This window comes from Zunongwangia profunda SM-A87, from assembly GCF_000023465.1.
In the GTDB taxonomy this organism is placed as follows: Bacteria; Bacteroidota; Bacteroidia; order Flavobacteriales; family Flavobacteriaceae; genus Zunongwangia; species Zunongwangia profunda.
Map to the genome: position 1 here is coordinate 4,841,385 of NC_014041.1, position 16,076 is coordinate 4,857,460.

At 36.4% G+C, this 16,076-nt stretch carries 18 protein-coding genes; 4 read left to right on the plus strand and 14 right to left on the minus strand.

Annotated features, from left to right (window positions below; genetic code table 11):
- Nucleotides 1-12 precede the first annotated feature (12 nt).
- Nucleotides 13-1,065 (minus strand): A/G-specific adenine glycosylase, encoded by a 1,053-nt coding sequence (gene mutY, locus ZPR_RS21260; protein ID WP_013073852.1) that lies wholly within the window; start codon nt 1,063-1,065, stop codon nt 13-15.
- A gap of 143 nt (nt 1,066-1,208) precedes the next feature.
- On the opposite strand from mutY, the gene ZPR_RS21265 reads away from it, so the two are divergent.
- From ZPR_RS21265 to ZPR_RS21280, 4 genes are all read left to right on the plus strand, one after another.
- Nucleotides 1,209-1,499, plus strand: coding sequence for an HU family DNA-binding protein (locus tag ZPR_RS21265; protein WP_013073853.1), 291 nt, complete (start codon nt 1,209-1,211; stop codon nt 1,497-1,499).
- 336 nt (nt 1,500-1,835) lie between these two features.
- Nucleotides 1,836-3,374, plus strand: a complete 1,539-nt coding sequence (locus ZPR_RS21270; protein WP_013073854.1) for an Rne/Rng family ribonuclease — start codon at nt 1,836-1,838, stop codon at nt 3,372-3,374.
- 193 nt (nt 3,375-3,567) lie between these two features.
- Nucleotides 3,568-4,053, plus strand: coding sequence for a YciE/YciF ferroxidase family protein (locus tag ZPR_RS21275; protein WP_013073855.1), 486 nt, complete (start codon nt 3,568-3,570; stop codon nt 4,051-4,053).
- Nucleotides 4,054-4,140: 87 nt separating this feature from the next.
- Nucleotides 4,141-4,629, plus strand: coding sequence for a regulatory protein RecX (locus ZPR_RS21280; RefSeq protein ID WP_013073856.1), 489 nt, complete (start codon nt 4,141-4,143; stop codon nt 4,627-4,629).
- Here ZPR_RS21280 and ZPR_RS21285 read toward each other — a convergent pair.
- The 13 genes from ZPR_RS21285 to ZPR_RS21350 form a co-directional block, all read right to left on the minus strand.
- Nucleotides 4,613-5,107 (minus strand): FUSC family protein, encoded by a 495-nt coding sequence (locus ZPR_RS21285; protein WP_013073857.1) that lies wholly within the window; start codon nt 5,105-5,107, stop codon nt 4,613-4,615. The genes ZPR_RS21280 and ZPR_RS21285 overlap by 17 nt on opposite strands.
- 244 nt (nt 5,108-5,351) lie before the next feature.
- A complete protein-coding gene (locus ZPR_RS21295; protein ID WP_013073858.1) occupies nt 5,352-6,221 on the minus strand; it encodes a cupin-like domain-containing protein in 870 nt (289 codons plus the stop codon).
- Nucleotides 6,221-7,090, minus strand: coding sequence for a cupin-like domain-containing protein (locus ZPR_RS21300; RefSeq protein ID WP_013073859.1), 870 nt, complete (start codon nt 7,088-7,090; stop codon nt 6,221-6,223). The genes ZPR_RS21295 and ZPR_RS21300 overlap by 1 nt, the downstream gene beginning before the upstream one ends.
- A gap of 7 nt (nt 7,091-7,097) precedes the next feature.
- Nucleotides 7,098-8,195 carry a biotin synthase BioB gene (gene bioB, locus ZPR_RS21305; RefSeq protein WP_013073860.1) on the minus strand — a complete coding sequence of 366 codons (1,098 nt, stop codon included), beginning with the start codon at nt 8,193-8,195 and terminating at the stop codon, nt 7,098-7,100.
- 169 nt (nt 8,196-8,364) lie between these two features.
- Complete coding sequence (locus ZPR_RS21310; protein WP_013073861.1) at nt 8,365-9,561, minus strand: beta-ketoacyl synthase N-terminal-like domain-containing protein; 1,197 nt, start codon at nt 9,559-9,561, stop codon at nt 8,365-8,367.
- Between the two features lie 329 nt (nt 9,562-9,890).
- On the minus strand, nt 9,891-11,168 hold the full coding sequence (gene bioA / locus ZPR_RS21315; RefSeq protein ID WP_013073862.1) for an adenosylmethionine--8-amino-7-oxononanoate transaminase: 1,278 nt from the start codon (nt 11,166-11,168) through the stop codon (nt 9,891-9,893).
- Between the two features lie 3 nt (nt 11,169-11,171).
- Nucleotides 11,172-11,792, minus strand: coding sequence for a dethiobiotin synthase (gene bioD / locus ZPR_RS21320; protein WP_013073863.1), 621 nt, complete (start codon nt 11,790-11,792; stop codon nt 11,172-11,174).
- Between the two features lie 6 nt (nt 11,793-11,798).
- The gene (locus ZPR_RS21325; RefSeq protein WP_013073864.1) at nt 11,799-12,953 is read right to left on the minus strand and encodes an aminotransferase class I/II-fold pyridoxal phosphate-dependent enzyme; all 1,155 of its coding nucleotides are present in this window, start codon (nt 12,951-12,953) and stop codon (nt 11,799-11,801) included.
- Nucleotides 12,954-13,062: 109 nt separating this feature from the next.
- Nucleotides 13,063-13,455, minus strand: a complete 393-nt coding sequence (mnhG, locus tag ZPR_RS21330) for a monovalent cation/H(+) antiporter subunit G (RefSeq protein ID WP_041579332.1) — start codon at nt 13,453-13,455, stop codon at nt 13,063-13,065.
- Nucleotides 13,452-13,727 (minus strand): cation:proton antiporter, encoded by a 276-nt coding sequence (locus ZPR_RS21335; protein ID WP_041579334.1) that lies wholly within the window; start codon nt 13,725-13,727, stop codon nt 13,452-13,454. The genes mnhG and ZPR_RS21335 overlap by 4 nt, the downstream gene beginning before the upstream one ends.
- Nucleotides 13,727-14,203: a Na+/H+ antiporter subunit E gene (locus ZPR_RS21340; RefSeq protein WP_041579335.1), complete on the minus strand. Its 477-nt coding sequence runs from the start codon at nt 14,201-14,203 to the stop codon at nt 13,727-13,729. Before ZPR_RS21340 ends, ZPR_RS21335 begins: the two co-directional genes overlap by 1 nt.
- Nucleotides 14,204-14,213: 10 nt before the next feature.
- Nucleotides 14,214-15,725 carry a proton-conducting transporter transmembrane domain-containing protein gene (locus tag ZPR_RS21345; RefSeq protein ID WP_041579337.1) on the minus strand — a complete coding sequence of 504 codons (1,512 nt, stop codon included), beginning with the start codon at nt 15,723-15,725 and terminating at the stop codon, nt 14,214-14,216.
- Nucleotides 15,722-16,075, minus strand: coding sequence for a Na+/H+ antiporter subunit C (locus ZPR_RS21350; RefSeq protein WP_013073869.1), 354 nt, complete (start codon nt 16,073-16,075; stop codon nt 15,722-15,724). The genes ZPR_RS21345 and ZPR_RS21350 overlap by 4 nt, the downstream gene beginning before the upstream one ends.
- Between the last annotated feature and the right edge of the window lies 1 nt (nt 16,076).

The window sequence follows — 16,076 nt, forward strand, 5'->3', positions numbered from 1 at the left end:
AAAGCTACAAAATTACAAGTTTTCTATGTCAATTTCATTAAGAAAATTCTGAATTAACACCGGCACGGGATATTCTTTTACTTTTTCTGCGGAAATTCCTCCTTTGGGCAGCTTTTGCACATCTACAAGCCAAAAACGTGCGTAAATATGTTGATGTGACAATTTATGGATAATAGGCTGATCGTTATAAAGACTCACTGAAGGATTTTTTGCTTCCATTAAATGCTGAAATTCATTATTCTCTTCAATAATTTTTGCTTCCTGAATATCAGATTTGGTTTCAATTAAAGGAAACTCGTACAAACCATACCATATTCCCTTGCCCTTTCTTTGTTGTAGCAGCGTTTTATTTTCTTCCGAAGAGAAAACCATATAATTAAAATATCGATTTTTAATTTTACCTTTCTTGATCTTAACCGGCAAATCACCAATCTTATCTTCCTTTAATGCTAAACAACTAGTATTAAAAGGACAGGAATCGCAAAGTGGATTTTTAGGCTTACACTGCAGCGCGCCAAACTCCATTAAAGCCTGATTGAAATTCGACGGATCTTTTTTATCCAAAAGCTCCATCGCTAAAGCTTTAAATTCTTTTACACCTTCAGTACTATTAATAGGAGTGTCTATATTAAAATATCGTGAAAGCACTCTATATACATTCCCATCTACCACCGCAACAGGTTCTTTATAACTTATCGAAGCTATGGCACTGGCCGTATAGTCGCCTACTCCCTTTAATTTTAAAAGTCCATTATAATCCTTGGGAAATTCACCGTTAAGTTCATAAGCTACGTGCTTTGCAGTAGCATGAAGGTTTCTTGCCCTGGAATAATACCCCAGTCCCTGCCACAATTTCATCACTTTATCCTGGGAAGCATCAGCAAGATCAAAAACACTTGGAAATTCCGCTATAAATTTGTTATAATAAGGTAACCCCTGCTCTATTCGCGTTTGCTGAAGCATGATTTCACTAAGCCAAATATTATAAGGATTAGTGGTTTCGCGCCAGGGCAGCTCACGTCTGGATTTTAAGTACCAGTTAATCAAAGTTTTAGAAAAATTCATAATTTAAAAAGTCTCTGCGCAATATAAATTCTTTATTCCGTTATTATTTAATGATTTAGGTTTGAAATATTGAATATATAATTCTTATATTTGCCCCCTTGAAAATTAAGAACCCCAATTTATAAATATTAAATAGCACGAAAATGACGAAAGCAGATATCGTAGCGAATATTTCGGAGAAATTAGGAATGGAAAAAGGTGATGTACAAGCTACAATAGAGACCTTTATGGAAGAGGTAAAATCTTCTTTAGAAAGTGGAGACAATGTTTATTTAAGAGGCTTTGGAAGCTTTGTTGTAAAAACAAGAGCTGAAAAAACAGGAAGAAACATTTCTAAAAACACAACTATTAAAATACCAGCTCACAACATTCCAGCGTTTAAGCCGGCGAAAATTTTCGTAGAGGGTGTAAAGAGTAATGTAGATGTAAAATAAGCTATCCAGGAATAAACTTCTGGAATAATGAAATAAATTTATTAATTAAAACGTAACACTATGCCAAGTGGTAAAAAAAGAAAAAGACATAAGGTAGCTACGCACAAGCGTAAGAAAAGAAGAAGAGCTAACCGCCACAAGAAAAAGTAGTTTTCATACTACTTTTTTTATTTAAAAGATTTTGTTTTAACAACAACGTTCTTTGACATCGAAATTTTAAGAAACCCTGATTTTTAATCAGAATGGATTTCTTAAAATTTCTTCAGGCTTCAAACACCTGTGATAAAATAATGTTTAATCCATCCCGAATTTTTCGGGCTTAAAAATCGAAATAGAGTGGACAAAGAATTAATTATACGGTCCGAATCCTCTGCTGTAGATTTTGCCTTATTAAAAGATGGAAAACTTATTGAACTCAACAAGGATGAAGACGACAACAATTTTAATGTTGGCGATATCATGATCGCCAAGATTAGAAAAGCTGTCCCCGGGTTAAATGCCGCATTTGTGAATGTTGGCTATACCAAAGATGGTTTTTTACACTATCACGATCTGGGCCCTCAGGTTTCATCCTTGCTAAAGTTCATAAAACGTGTAAGCACAGGTAAACTAAAAGATTATTCCTTAAAGAATTTTACTTTTGAAAAAGATATAGACAAAAATGGTAGTATTACCGATGTCTTAAAATCAAATCAGTCGCTACTGGTTCAAATCGTAAAAGAGCCAATATCCACCAAAGGTCCACGCATTAGCAGTGAATTATCCTTACCAGGAAGATATATCGTTCTAGTCCCTTTTTCTAACCGAATTTCGGTCTCTCAAAAGATCGAAAGCAAAGAAGAAAAAGATCGCTTAAAACGGCTTGTAAAAAGCATTAAACCTAAAGGTTTTGGCGTTATCGTAAGAACCGTAGCCGAAGGCAAAAAAGTAGCAGAGCTGGACAAAGACCTCCAAAATTTGATGGGTCGTTGGACAGCGATGTGTAAAAAATTGTATAAGCCTCATTATCCTTCAAAAGTTTTAGGAGAATTACATCGTGCATCTTCTTTATTAAGAGATGTATTTAACGACACTTTTACTTCTATTACAGTAGATGATGAGACACTTTACACACAAATTAAAGACTATGTGAGCGAAATCGCTCCTAGCAAAGAATCAATTGTAAAATTACATCAGTCCAATGTTCCAATTTTTGAAAAGTTCGGTATCGAAAGACAAATAAAAACTTCCTTTGGGCGCACTGTATCGATGAGTAAAGGCGCCTACCTGGTTATAGAGCATACAGAGGCCATGCACGTTATAGACGTGAACAGTGGTAATCGTTCTAACAAATCCAAAAACCAGGAAGATACGGCTTTAGAGGTTAATTTAATTAGTGCTACAGAAATCGCGCGCCAGTTAAGACTTCGCGACATGGGCGGCATTATTGTAGTCGATTTTATCGATATGGGGAAAGCTGAAAACCGCAAAACCCTTTTCGATCACCTTAAACAGGAAATGAGTGATGATCGTGCCAAGCACAAGATTCTCCCTCCCAGTAAATTTGGACTTATACAAATTACAAGACAACGCGTACGGCCAGAAATGAATATTAAGACCCGTGAGGAAAACCCAAACGGCGATGGTGAGATTGAGGCACCAATTATCTTAATACAAAAAATTAAAGCCGATTTAGAGCGCCTGATCAAGAAAAATCATAAAAAGATCACGCTATCAACGCACCCATTTATTTCAGCCTTTTTAACTAAAGGCTTTCCATCTCCCAGATCACAGTGGTTTTTTGACCATAAGCGATGGGTTAAAATTATACCAAGAGATGCTTACACGTATTTAGAATACCACTTTCACGATAAAGACGGGAAAGTGATACGATAAAACTAAAACGCCTTGCAATACTTTTTTGCAAGGCGTTTTTTTATACTCAATAAATAAATCTTTTAAGTCTACATTCTTATTAAAAAACATTCAATTATTGGCTAAAGGCTAAGAAATATTTCTTAACTATTTAACTATAGCAGGGATGCTTTTCGTCTAAATTTAATCCATTAACAACCTAATTTAATAAACAATGGAAAATTTACAAGATTTATTCAAACACCAGCTAAAGGACCTATACAGTGCTGAGACGCAACTCATCAAAGCGCTTCCTAAAATGGTTAAAGCGGCTAAAAATGAAAAGCTTAAGAAAGCTTTTCAGGATCATTTAGAAGAAACCAAAGAACATAAGGAGCGCTTATCAGAAATTTGCAAAGAATTAGGTATTAAACCAACCGGTGAAACCTGCAAAGCGATGAAAGGTCTTATTGAAGAGGCTGAAGACTTTCTAAAAGAAAAAACTACAGATGAAGTTAATGATGCCGGCATCATTGCAGATGCACAGCGAATTGAACATTATGAGATTTCTGGCTACGGAACAGTGGTTCGCTACGCCAAGGAATTAGGCTATAAAGAGCTTGCGAGCAAACTCCAGAAAACTCTTGATCAAGAGTACAACGCCGATAATACACTAGATAAACTGGCTGAAAAAAGGTTAAATAAAAAAGCAGTAGAATAAGATTTTCTTTTTAACAACTAACCAATCTACCGCCCCTAAAGGCGGTTTTTTATTTTAATGCAACCGCAAAAAAATTAGATTTGCAATATGAAATCATCTTCAATAAAAACCTACACCGTAAAAGAGGCTACCATAAAGCTCATGCAATTCTGCGCCTATCGGGAGAGGACCCACAATGAAGTTGAAGAGAAGCTGAAAAGCATGAATATGATTCCTGAAGCACAGGAACAAATTATTATGCACTTGATGCAGGAAAACTTTCTTAATGAAGAACGTTTTGCTAAAAGTTTTGCCCGAGGAAAATTCAGGATTAAAAAATGGGGAAAACGCAGAATTATAAATGAACTCAAAATTCGCGGAATTTCACCCAGAAATATTCAAACCGGACTTAAAGAAATTTCCGAAACTGATTATATGGCTACTTTTCACGAAATATCAGAAAAAAAATGGAGAACCTTAAAGGAGACTTCAGTAATTAAAAAGAAAAAAAAGTTAGCCGATTATTTACAATATCGCGGCTGGGAGAATCATTTAATTTTTGAAAAAGCTAATGAACTCGTTAAACCGGACGATTAAAAAAAGCTTTATAAAGCCTGTTAAAAAACATGGAAATTGTAAGGGCAATTAAACAACCCAGCAGCACACAGCCAGCTCTCTGCAAAGCAACAACCCAGGCGGTATCTGCTTTATCCTCATTAATTATTACAATAATAACTGCGGCCAGTGCAGATCGTATAGTGGGTTCTATTTTTAGAAAAATACCCAACGAAATGGTTAACGCCACACCTAAACAGAACATCACAACCTGAGGAATAGGCAAAAAATATACTGCAAGCCCCACAAAACTTCCTAAAAAATTAGCTTTAATCCTATTTAAAGCCAATTCACGGTCATTTTCCTGTGAAAAAACCAGTAAACAGGAAATAATACTCCAATAAAATGGATATTCTGGAAAAGATGCATATAAAGCATAGCAGGTGATCGTCCCAAGAACGCATTTTATAAGGTAAATGACTTCTGAAGCAGAAAGCCTATGATTTAATGGGATTTTCATTGCCCTGGAATTTAAGTTTCACTTCACTAACCAAGAGGGCACAGTATGGTATATACCGGAAATTTTTTACAATTTTGAGGCATTTTAATTCCATCTGCTATAGGAAAGGTACCAGAACATTACAGCTTTTGGAAAAGCCTAAAAAGGCTAAAAAGGCTAAAATACAGTATTACCAATACTTACCTAAACCATATCTTCTTTTAAAATTTAATTCAGAATACTACATTTGCCACCAACCCAGTTCCTAGATAAATTTTTCTGTATTTTCTATGGCCTTCTCATTCTTGTAATCAATCCATTTTTGCCCCCGCCATTTGCGCATATAATTATCAAAATTACGCATAATTACAAGATTATAAACAGCTTTCGAAAAGTTTAAAAAGGTACGTGGCGTCGCCCTTAAACTCATCGAAAAACCAGCCGTTAAATAAGTCATTTGGTGCCAATAGCCTTCTGGCATATACAGCGTTTCCCCGTGATTTAGTTCAGTCACAAAACCTTTAGCCTTTTTCAACGCCGGAAATCTTTCCAAGTCAGGAGCTGTAAAATCTATATCTTCCCTGGATATTAAAGCATGCGGAACTTTATAAAGGTATTTACTTTCTGAAGGTGGGTAAATAATACACTGCTTCTTACCATGAAAATGAAAATGAAGGATATTTGCAAAATCAATATCATAATGCATAAAAACCTTCGAATTTTTACCGCCAAAAAACAACATAGGTAGTTGCTTAATCATGCGTAATCCAAAATCCGGAAACATAAAATCGTTTTGTAAAGCAGGGACTTCTTTCATTAAATGATAAAGAAAAATCCTGTAATTCGTAGGTTTTGATTTAAGCAGATCGATATAATCTGCCATCTTCATCTCAGCGTGCGGTTGGTTAAATTTAAATTCTGAAGTTATAGGACGATCATCGTACAGCGGCACTACTTTTTCTCCGGCGATTTCTTTAATATAATCCAGATTCCATTTTTCAAATGCCGGCCAGTCCTCTATTAAATTTTCAATAACAACTGGCTTTTGTGGCCGAACATAATTTTTCACAAAATCTTCTTTGGAAATTCTCTTTACTCTTGGAATTTCTGCCAACTGCAAACCTCCGTACTTCATTACTCGATATTAGCCCATTTATGGGTATTTTTTATTGCTTTTTTATTCTTATAATCTATCCAGTCCTGCCCCTTAATCTTACGCATTAAATTGTCATAATTGCGCATAAACAAAAGATTATTTAAAACCTCTAAAACCTTACCGGGCGACCTTGGGAACGATCTTAAAGTGAGTGATAAACTTGGCGTTTCATATTTTATAAAGTGCCACCATTTGCTAGGCATAAACAAACCTTCCCCATGCCCAAGAAAAGCCTCTACACCTTTTGCTTTTGCCAGTGCCGGATAGGTATCAAAATCTGGGTTATCCATATTAATAATTTCCATACTCACGATGGAGTGTGGAACTTTATAAAGATATTTAGTTTGATCTGGAGGATATAATAATACCCGCTTTTTCCCCGCAAAATTAAAATGAAAATTATTGGCCAAATCCATATCGTAATGCATTACTACGCTAGAACCTTCTCCTCCTACAAATAAAACCGGCAGCTTTTTAAAGAACTTCACTCCAAGATCTGGATATTCAATATCCTCTAAAAGTTCCGGACAATTTTGTAAAAGATTAAAAAAGAACATCCGTAGATCTGAAGGTCCCTTTTCCAGAATATCAAAATATTCATCAATCGGTAACTTCTTGGCAGCGCCATGTGAATTTTGTCTCCCTTTTGCCGGAGTACTATCATACAGAGGTACTACGATATCGCCGGCTTTCTTTCTAAAATAATCAAAACTCCAGTTTTGATAAGCGGGCCAGGTTTTAGCCAGATCTTCAAAAATTACCGGTCGCTGCGGAATAAAATATTCCTGTTGAAATTCCTCTTTAGAAATTCCCTTCACCCTTGGCACTTCCTGAAGATCAAGTTTCATACTAAAATTAAGCTTTGGCTTTTGCCTTTTGTTTTTCTTCGGTTACTTTGTTTCGCTCTATGATATGCCCCGGTCTGGACCACTTTGGTTTTTCTCCAAGCGAATTATATTTAGAATCTGTAGCTTCTACTGTTTCTGGTTTCGATTTTTTAGTGAATGGTTTTTGAGGATTTAAGCCTAAAGCCTTGAACATTTGCATATCTTCACTAACATCTGGGTTTGGTGTAGTTAATAATTTATCACCGGCAAAAATTGAATTTGCCCCCGCAAAGAAACACATCGCCTGCCCTTCTCTACTCATCTGTGTACGCCCTGCAGATAATCTCACCTGCGTTTCTGGCATTACAATTCTAGTAGTGGCTACCATTCTTACCATTTCCCATATAGAAACCGGCGCTTGTTCTTCCATTGGTGTACCTTCAACCGGTACCAGCGCATTAATTGGTACAGACTCTGGCTGCGGATTTAAAGTTGAAAGCGCTACTAACATCCCGGCACGATCCTCTTCTTTCTCTCCCATCCCAATAATACCACCACTACAAACAGTAACATTGGTTTTTCGAACATTATCTATCGTTTCTAGGCGATCTTCAAAACCACGGGTAGAAATTACTTCTTTATAATACTCTTCTGAGGTATCTAAATTATGATTATAAGCATACAAGCCAGCTTCTGCTAATCGCTGTGCCTGGTTTTCGGTAAGCATTCCCAATGTACAACAAACTTCCATATCAAGTTTATTAATGGTACGTACCATTTCCAGCACATTATCAAACTCTGGCCCGTCTTTTACATTTCTCCAGGCCGCCCCCATACAAACACGGGAACTACCGGCAGATTTTGCACGTAAAGCCTGTGCTTTAACATGACTCACACTCATAAGGTCATTCCCTGCAATATCGGTATGATAACGAGCTGCCTGGGGGCAATAGCCACAATCTTCAGGACAGCCTCCGGTTTTTATAGAAAGTAAGGTAGAAACCTGTACAGTATTAGGATCATGATGTTTCCTATGAACCGTTGCTGCTTCGTAAAGCAGTTCCATTAAAGGTTTATTGTAAATCTCTAAGATTTCTTCTTTGGTCCAGTTATGTCTTGTCGCCATGAAAATAGATTTATTCAAAAATAATCAAACTTCGCTAAAAGATTAGCACGATATATTGCGCCTGTCAATAGGCTGAAAATTAAATTTTACTCGACTATCGAGATTAGATATTGCTACCCCAATAAACATAGGGACGCCTTAAAACAAAACCATTCTAAAAGCTCACCGTTTAGGGTTTACTTATTAAAATAGAAACGGCATTACCGCCAAAACCTACCGCATTTACCAAAATATGCTGTAATCGCATAGGTTTTTTACTAATATCGGAAAAAGGAACCGAAACAAACTCCTGATGCTTCAGCATTAACATTGCCAATTCCAGATTCAGGATTCCCGAAGTTGCAAACGTATGTCCAATTTTCCATTTATTAGAAGTCATCGCCGGTAAATTTTCCCCAAAAACAGCTTTTATCGCATTTACCTCCCCCAAATCTCCTTTTATGGTACCTGGAGCATGCATAACCACCGCATCAACTTCAGTAGGATCTAATTCTCCCATAGCCATTTTCATTGCATTTTGTATACATTTTCCATCTTCAGAAATGGAAACGCTATGCTTTAGTTTTTCTGCAGAATAACCTATCCCGGTAATTTTAGCAAGTGCTTTTGATGAAAATGAAGTTTCCAGACACAGTAATCCGGCACCTTCTCCCAAAACCATAGAGTTTCGATACTTATCTAGATTCAAAGCCTGGCAGGGATATGCTAAATCTTCTATAGCATACGTCTTAAGCGCTTTCATTTGTGCAATTGTAAACGGAGTTAAAGCCGCTTCACTTCCTCCGGCAATAAATTTTTCTGCCAAACCAGATTGCAGCCACGCAACAGCATTCAAAATGGAATGTAAGCCAGTAGAACAGGTTACACTATGTGAAAAATGAATGCCATCATTCTCCAAATCCTGTCCCACCCAGGATGAAATATTCCCTAGCGTCGTTGCCGGCGAAGCCTGTGTAGATGCTACCCTATTTTTGATAAATTCAGCATGAAATTTTTCAAAGAGACCAGTTGCCCCACGGGAGCTTCCGATATTGATGCCGATACTTTTTTCACTCTCCCAACCGGCGCGTTTTATCGCCTGTCTCGACGTATAAATCGCAAATAATACCGAAAGATCGAGCTTTCGATAATGTGTAGATTCGGTTCTTAATTTCTCAATTTCCGCGCTCAATTTTTCTGGCAGAAAAGCCGCAAAAGCTTCTTCGCCTTCAAAATCATACTTTTGTATAAAATGATGATTGCTTTTATAAGCTTCCCAAATTTCCTTATGATCTTCCCCTAAGGGAGAAATAGAAGCTGTGGAAGCGATATAAATTGGATTTTTAATCCCCCTGCCCCCCGAAGGGGGAACATTTTTAGTTGACATAATCATTCGTTAACTGAACAGTTTATAAAATTGATTATCAGTAATTTGTAATATTTCGTTGTTTTCGTCATTCCGGACTCGATCTGGAAACTTATACAATATTGAAAAAACTATTGCGATGAGACCCATGAATCGATTTCAGGATAATTATGATTCATTGCTGTCATTAATTTCAAAAAAAGAAGTTTAAAAATAAACTGATATCCATAAATTTTTAAGATTATTTCGGAAATACTTGGCATTAACGCATCTTCAAATCATCAAATTCTCATCAAGATATTTATTATTTTAATTCTAATAGCAAAGCAGTCTAAGCTCCAACTTCTAACTTAAAATCTGTCAAAAACCCCTTCAATCGTATCGTAAATCTTCTGCATTTCTTTATCTGAAGTGATATAAGGTGCGGTGATATAAATGGTATTTCCAAGGGGACGCAGATAAACGCCATTTTCCATAAAATATTCAAAAAGTTGATTTCTCACATTGCCATAACGTTCCATTTCTACATCAAGATCGAATGCAAAGATGATCCCCAAATGCCTAATATTAGTCACCTTTGGATGCTCTTTTATTTTAGCAGCAAAAATCTGATGTAGATTTTCAATCCGTTTAATATTATTCTGCATCTCTGGAGAGACCAACAATTCAACTCCGGCTAAAGCAGCAGCACAAGCTAAAGGGTTTGCACTATAAGTATGCCCATGAAACAATCCCTTTGCAATATCTTCAGAATAAAAAGCATTATAGATTTTTTGCGTACAGCTGGTCAACCCCATAGGTAACAAACCTGCCGTAAGTGCTTTAGACATGCAAACAATATCAGGCTTGATTTCGATATAATCTGAAGCAAAATATTTTCCTGTCTTTCCAAAACCCGTCATCACCTCATCAGCAACACATACAATATCATTTTCTTTACAAACTTTCAGGATTTGATTTAGCCCATCTGCATCATGAATTTTCATTGCTGCCGCTCCCTGAACTAGAGGTTCATAAATAAATCCTGCGATATTATTTTCTTTAATGAGTTGTTTTAGCAGCTCTAAAACTTCTGCATTATTCTCTCCTTTGGGGACTGGAATGCGTTTCACGGCAATAAAATGGTCCTGGAAAGCACCATTATAAACCGATAGTCCAGAAACAGACATCGCTCCAAAAGTATCGCCATGGAAACCTTCTTCAAAAGCCAGCATCACTTTACGATCATTCCCTAGATTATGATGATATTGCAAGGCCATTTTAATACCGATCTCGGTTGCTGTAGAGCCATTGTCATTAAAGAACATTTTTTGCTGGCCCTCAGGTAAAATCTTTATCAAAGCTTCAGAAAGTTCGACCGCCGGCAGATGCGTAAATCCGCTAAATACCACCTGATCCAAATTCTTCATTTGCATGGCCACGCGATCTGTAATGAAATCGTTGCAATGGCCATAAACACAAGTATACCAGGACGAAATTCCGTCGATATATTCCTTCCCATTTTCATCGTATAACCGGGCTCCTTTGGCTTTTGTAATCCCTAAAGCATCACCGGCAATTTTATGTTGGGTAAGCGGATGCCAAAGGTGCTTTTTATCTCGTTCAGCTAAATTTAACTTATCTTCCATCATTTACTTGTTCAGTTTCTCCCGAAATTTATCTGCATATTTTTTAATAATTTCAGCCGTAAACCCTTTCTCTTCTTCTACCCGGCCAATTACCGGCACTCCACTCATTTTATGGATAATATCTTCAGTGGTTTTATTTTCATTTCCACTGTAAATAATTCCGAAGCAATCTAACCCGCGACTAAACAATGCCTCTAAACTTAACAAGGTATGATTAATACTTCCCAGATAATGGCGTGATACCAAAATCACTTTATCGGTAGGTTGGATTAAATCGGCTATCGTCTGGGTTTCATTAAGGGGGACCAATAAACCACCGGCACCTTCTATCACCAAATTATTGTCGGTATTCGGACGAATTATATTTTTTGAATTAACTTCTACCCCATCGATTTCTGCTGCGGCATGCGGACTCATGGGTGTTTTAAGGGCAAAGGCATTGGGATGAAATTTAGTTTTTTCGTTACTGATTAAATCCTGAATTTTATGCGTATCTGAATATGCCAAATCCCCTGCCTGTATAGGTTTCCAGTAATCAGCTTCCAAAGCTTCAGTCACTATTGCCGAAATCATTGTTTTCCCGACTTCAGTACCTATACCGGTGATAAAATAAGATTCTTTCATTTCAAATTAAATTTCTTTTAGGGCATTCCTTAAAATACCTACAAGTGATTTTATTTCTTCTTTAGAATTGAAACTATGCAGGCAAAAACGAAGTCTTTCTTTTCCTTTTGGAACAGTAGGCGAAAGAATAGGTTTTACCAGATAGTTATATTCCTGAAATTTTGAAGCTATTTTTTTTACATTTTCGTTCCCAGGAATAATCGCACATTGGATAGCCGATTCACTTTCGATAAAATAATGATCAATTTTAGCTGATTTTAATTCGCTTTTAAAACATCTAATATTAGCTTTTAGTATCTCTAAAGCCGAATTTCCCTTCTCTAATTCCTGAAAAACGGCTAAAACCGTAGCTACAGCATGTGGTGGCAAGCCGGTAGTGTATACAAAACTGCGCGCATAGTTAAAAAGATAAGTTTTAAGGTTTTTACTACCAAAAATCACGGCGCCATGGGCGCCAATAGCTTTTCCAAAGGTATGGATCCTGGCAAAAATCTTATCTTGAAGCCGTAATTGGGTAACCAAACCCTGCCCGTGATCACCAAAAACCCCAGTACTATGTGCCTCATCCACTATGAGATAGAAATTATTTTCGTTGCATAAACTAGCTAATTGAAGTAAAGGGGCTAGATCGCCATCCATCGAAAAAACCGCTTCAGTTACGACATAAATCGAAGAATCTTCTTTAAAATCATGTCTTGACACTTTATCCTGTAGATCATCAATATCGTTATGCTTAAATTTATAAGCTTTAGCAGTGCTCATCGAAATGCCATCACGAATACTAGCATGAATCAATTCATCAAAAAAAATAAGATCTCCTTTTTGTGGCACAGAGGAGAAGAAACCAATATTGGCATCGTAACCCGAATTAAACATTAATGCAGCTTCAGTTTGATGAAATACTGCTAAAAAGTCTTCTGTAATTTGATATAATTGATGATTCCCGGAAATAAGTCGGCTACCGGTAGCTCCATTTTGCTTCAGATTATAGGTTTCGCAAAGTTTCTGAGCTTTAGAAAAGATAGCATGAGAACTGGCAAATCCCAGATAATCATTAGAGTAAAAATCAACATCTTCCCCAGCAATTTTTAATTCTCTAAGCGAATTATTCTGCACTCTTTTGTCTAGGCTTTTTATAAGCTTGGAAGGAAATCTTTTCATGTAGGCAAAATTACAAGTTTACCTGAATTTGCCCTTACAGATTGACGAAAATCGAGTTTTAAAGAGAAGGCTTATAACTTTAAAACTTATCAAAGTCTAAGTAAAACTATTACATTTTGGTGTGATCTATATTATCTTCTGGAGTATCGTCGATCTCGCTTTTTAAAACATGGGAATTTCTTTGATACTTTCCTTTAAGATCATCCATTTGTGATTTATCCCAAAGTTTATTGCCTATAAAATAAGAGGCACGCCCAATTAAATGCGCACCCACAGGAGCGGTTAAAAATAAGAATAGTACAATTACAAAAGTTCTGGAAGTTGTACTAAGATCGTAAAAATAAAAAGCCACACCACCCAACAATAAACCTACACCAAGTGTAGCTGCTTTGGTATTTACGGATATTCTTAAATAGGTGTCTGGCATCCGTATTAGACCTACCGCCGCTAATAAAACGAATAATGTTCCTAGTGTAATTACAATGCCTATAAATATATTCATTTCTTTTTGCTTCTTCGTTCTAAATAATAACTAAGGGCTACGGTGCTTAAAAATGCAATAAGCGCCAAAATCATCCCGGTATCCAGTAAAGTAGAACTCCCAGAAGTAATGGTATAAACACCAATAATACCAATTCCGGTAGTGATTAAAAGGTCCAGTGCAACAATCCTATCTGCAATGCTGGGACCTCTAAAGAACCTTACTAAAATAAGAATTACTGAAAAGGCCAGGATCGGCAATATTACTATTCTACAATATTCAGCTAAAGTCATTATTTTAAAATCTCTAAAATTCGTTTTTCAAAACCGTTTTTGATTCCGGCAATGAATTTCTCTTTATCTTTTATGTACATAGCATGTACATAAAGCACCTTCTTATCATTGGAAACATCTAAACTTAATGTCCCGGGAGTTAAGGTAATCATATTTGCCAAAAGTGTTATCCCTACATCACTTTGCACGGTTAACGGAACTTTTACAATACCCGGCGTCATATTAAGTTTTGGTGTCATCACTTCCCAGGCCACCTCTAAATTGGCTTTTACCAGTTCTTTTAGAAAAAACAATACAAAAAAGATAAGCTTTGGAACGATGGTAAAATACTTGGCTTTACCTGAACCTCTAGTGATTACCATTAAAATGATATAACTTACTATAAAGCCAAACAAATAGTTAGCAAAATGGAAATCACCGGTGAGTACTACCCACACAAATGTTAGAAGAATATTAGATAAAAACCTGTTTTTCATTGTTTCCCTCTTAACTATTGTTTAAAACCGTATCAATATACTGCTGACTATTCATTAGCTCATTTGCAATCCTGGAAGATAACACCTGAATATGCTCTGCCCCAAAACCGATATATAGTGATATTAAACTTAAAAATACAATAGGAAGAATAAATTCTGTTTTCCTTGCTTTACTAATATCACTAAAATACTCAAATTTAGGCTTTTCTGGAATCTCTTTTGCATCTTTCCAAAACACCTCTGCCCATAATTTTGCAATAATCACAAGGGTGATAAAACTGGCAAAGACAATAGCTGCCACCGTCCAGTAGTTCTGGGTTTTAAAACCTTCACCTATTAATGATATTTTAGGCCAGAAACCAGATAATGGCGGGATTCCTACCAAAGAAAATAACGGAATAAAAATCAACAAACTCAGCTTAGGGTAATTAGCATAAAAACCACCTAAAGCTCTCATACTGTTTGATGATTTTATTTTAAATATAAGTCCGCTTACCATAAACAGATTCGTTTTCACCATAATATCATGGATCAGGTAGAAAATGACTCCACTTATGGCGATTTCGGTAAACATGCCTAACCCCGCAATCATATAACCAATATGACAAATAATTAAATAGGAAAATACCTTACGAACATTATTCTGCACTAATGCACCTACCCCACCGCTAAAAATGGTTAGTATGGCCAGGACTAATAAAATATCGCCAAGAAAGACATCCCCCACAAAAATTAAGGTAAATACGCGTATTAAAGCATATACCCCAACCTTGGTTAATAAGCCTCCAAAAATAGCTGAAACCGCTGCGGGAGGTGTATGATAAGATGCAGGCAACCAGAAATACAATGGAAATATCGAAGCTTTGGTACCAAAACCAATTAAAAATAAAATGGCTGCAACTTCTACAAGTCCGCGATTTTCTACCGCGGCTACTTTACCGGCAAGATCGGCCATATTTAAAGAGCCGGTTAAACCATAAAGAACTGCGATTGCTGTTAGGAAAATGGTTGAAGCTAAAATATTAAGTGTAAAATATTTTACGGCTCCTTCCAACTGTGCTTTCTCACCACCAATGGTGATTAACACAAAGGAGCTGATAATGATAATTTCAAACCAAACATACAAATTGAATAAATCCCCGGTTAAAAAGGCCCCGGTTAACCCCAACAGTAAAAAATGAAATATTGGGAAATACCCAAATCGCAATCGATCTTTTATTACTGAACCTGCAGAAAATATTGAAACCGCCAACCCAGAAAGAGCCGTTAAAAGTACCAGGGTAACCGCCAGAGTATCGGCCACAAAAACAATCCCAAAAGGTGCATCCCAGTTACCGGCATTCACTTTCTGAGTTCCGTTTTCCCAAACGTAATAAAAAACATAACTTGAAAGTATTACAGCAATAATACTCCCGGTAATGCTTATCACTTTTTGGGCATTAATCTTATTCCAAAAAAACATCAGAACAATGCTTAGGAATAATTGAAATAATAATGGATATATGATTAATTGTTGCATCATGAATCTTCGTCGGTTGCGTTCATTTCGTCCAGATCATCTGTCCTTACCACCTTATGTGCTCTTTTTACCAGAATAATAGCAAAAGACTGTAATCCAAAACTAATTACAATAGCTGTTAATATAAGGGCCTGCGGAACAGGATCTGCATAAGCTTCCAAAAACACTTTAGAATTTTCAGGAATAATAGGCGGCAAACCTTTAGTAATTCTTCCTAACAGAAAGATTAAAAGGTTGGCACCGTTTCCTAATAGAATTATTCCGATAATAAGTTTTACAAAACTACGTCTTAAAATCATATAAATTCCAGACGCATAAAGTAAGCCTACTAAAATAGCTAATAATATCTCCATA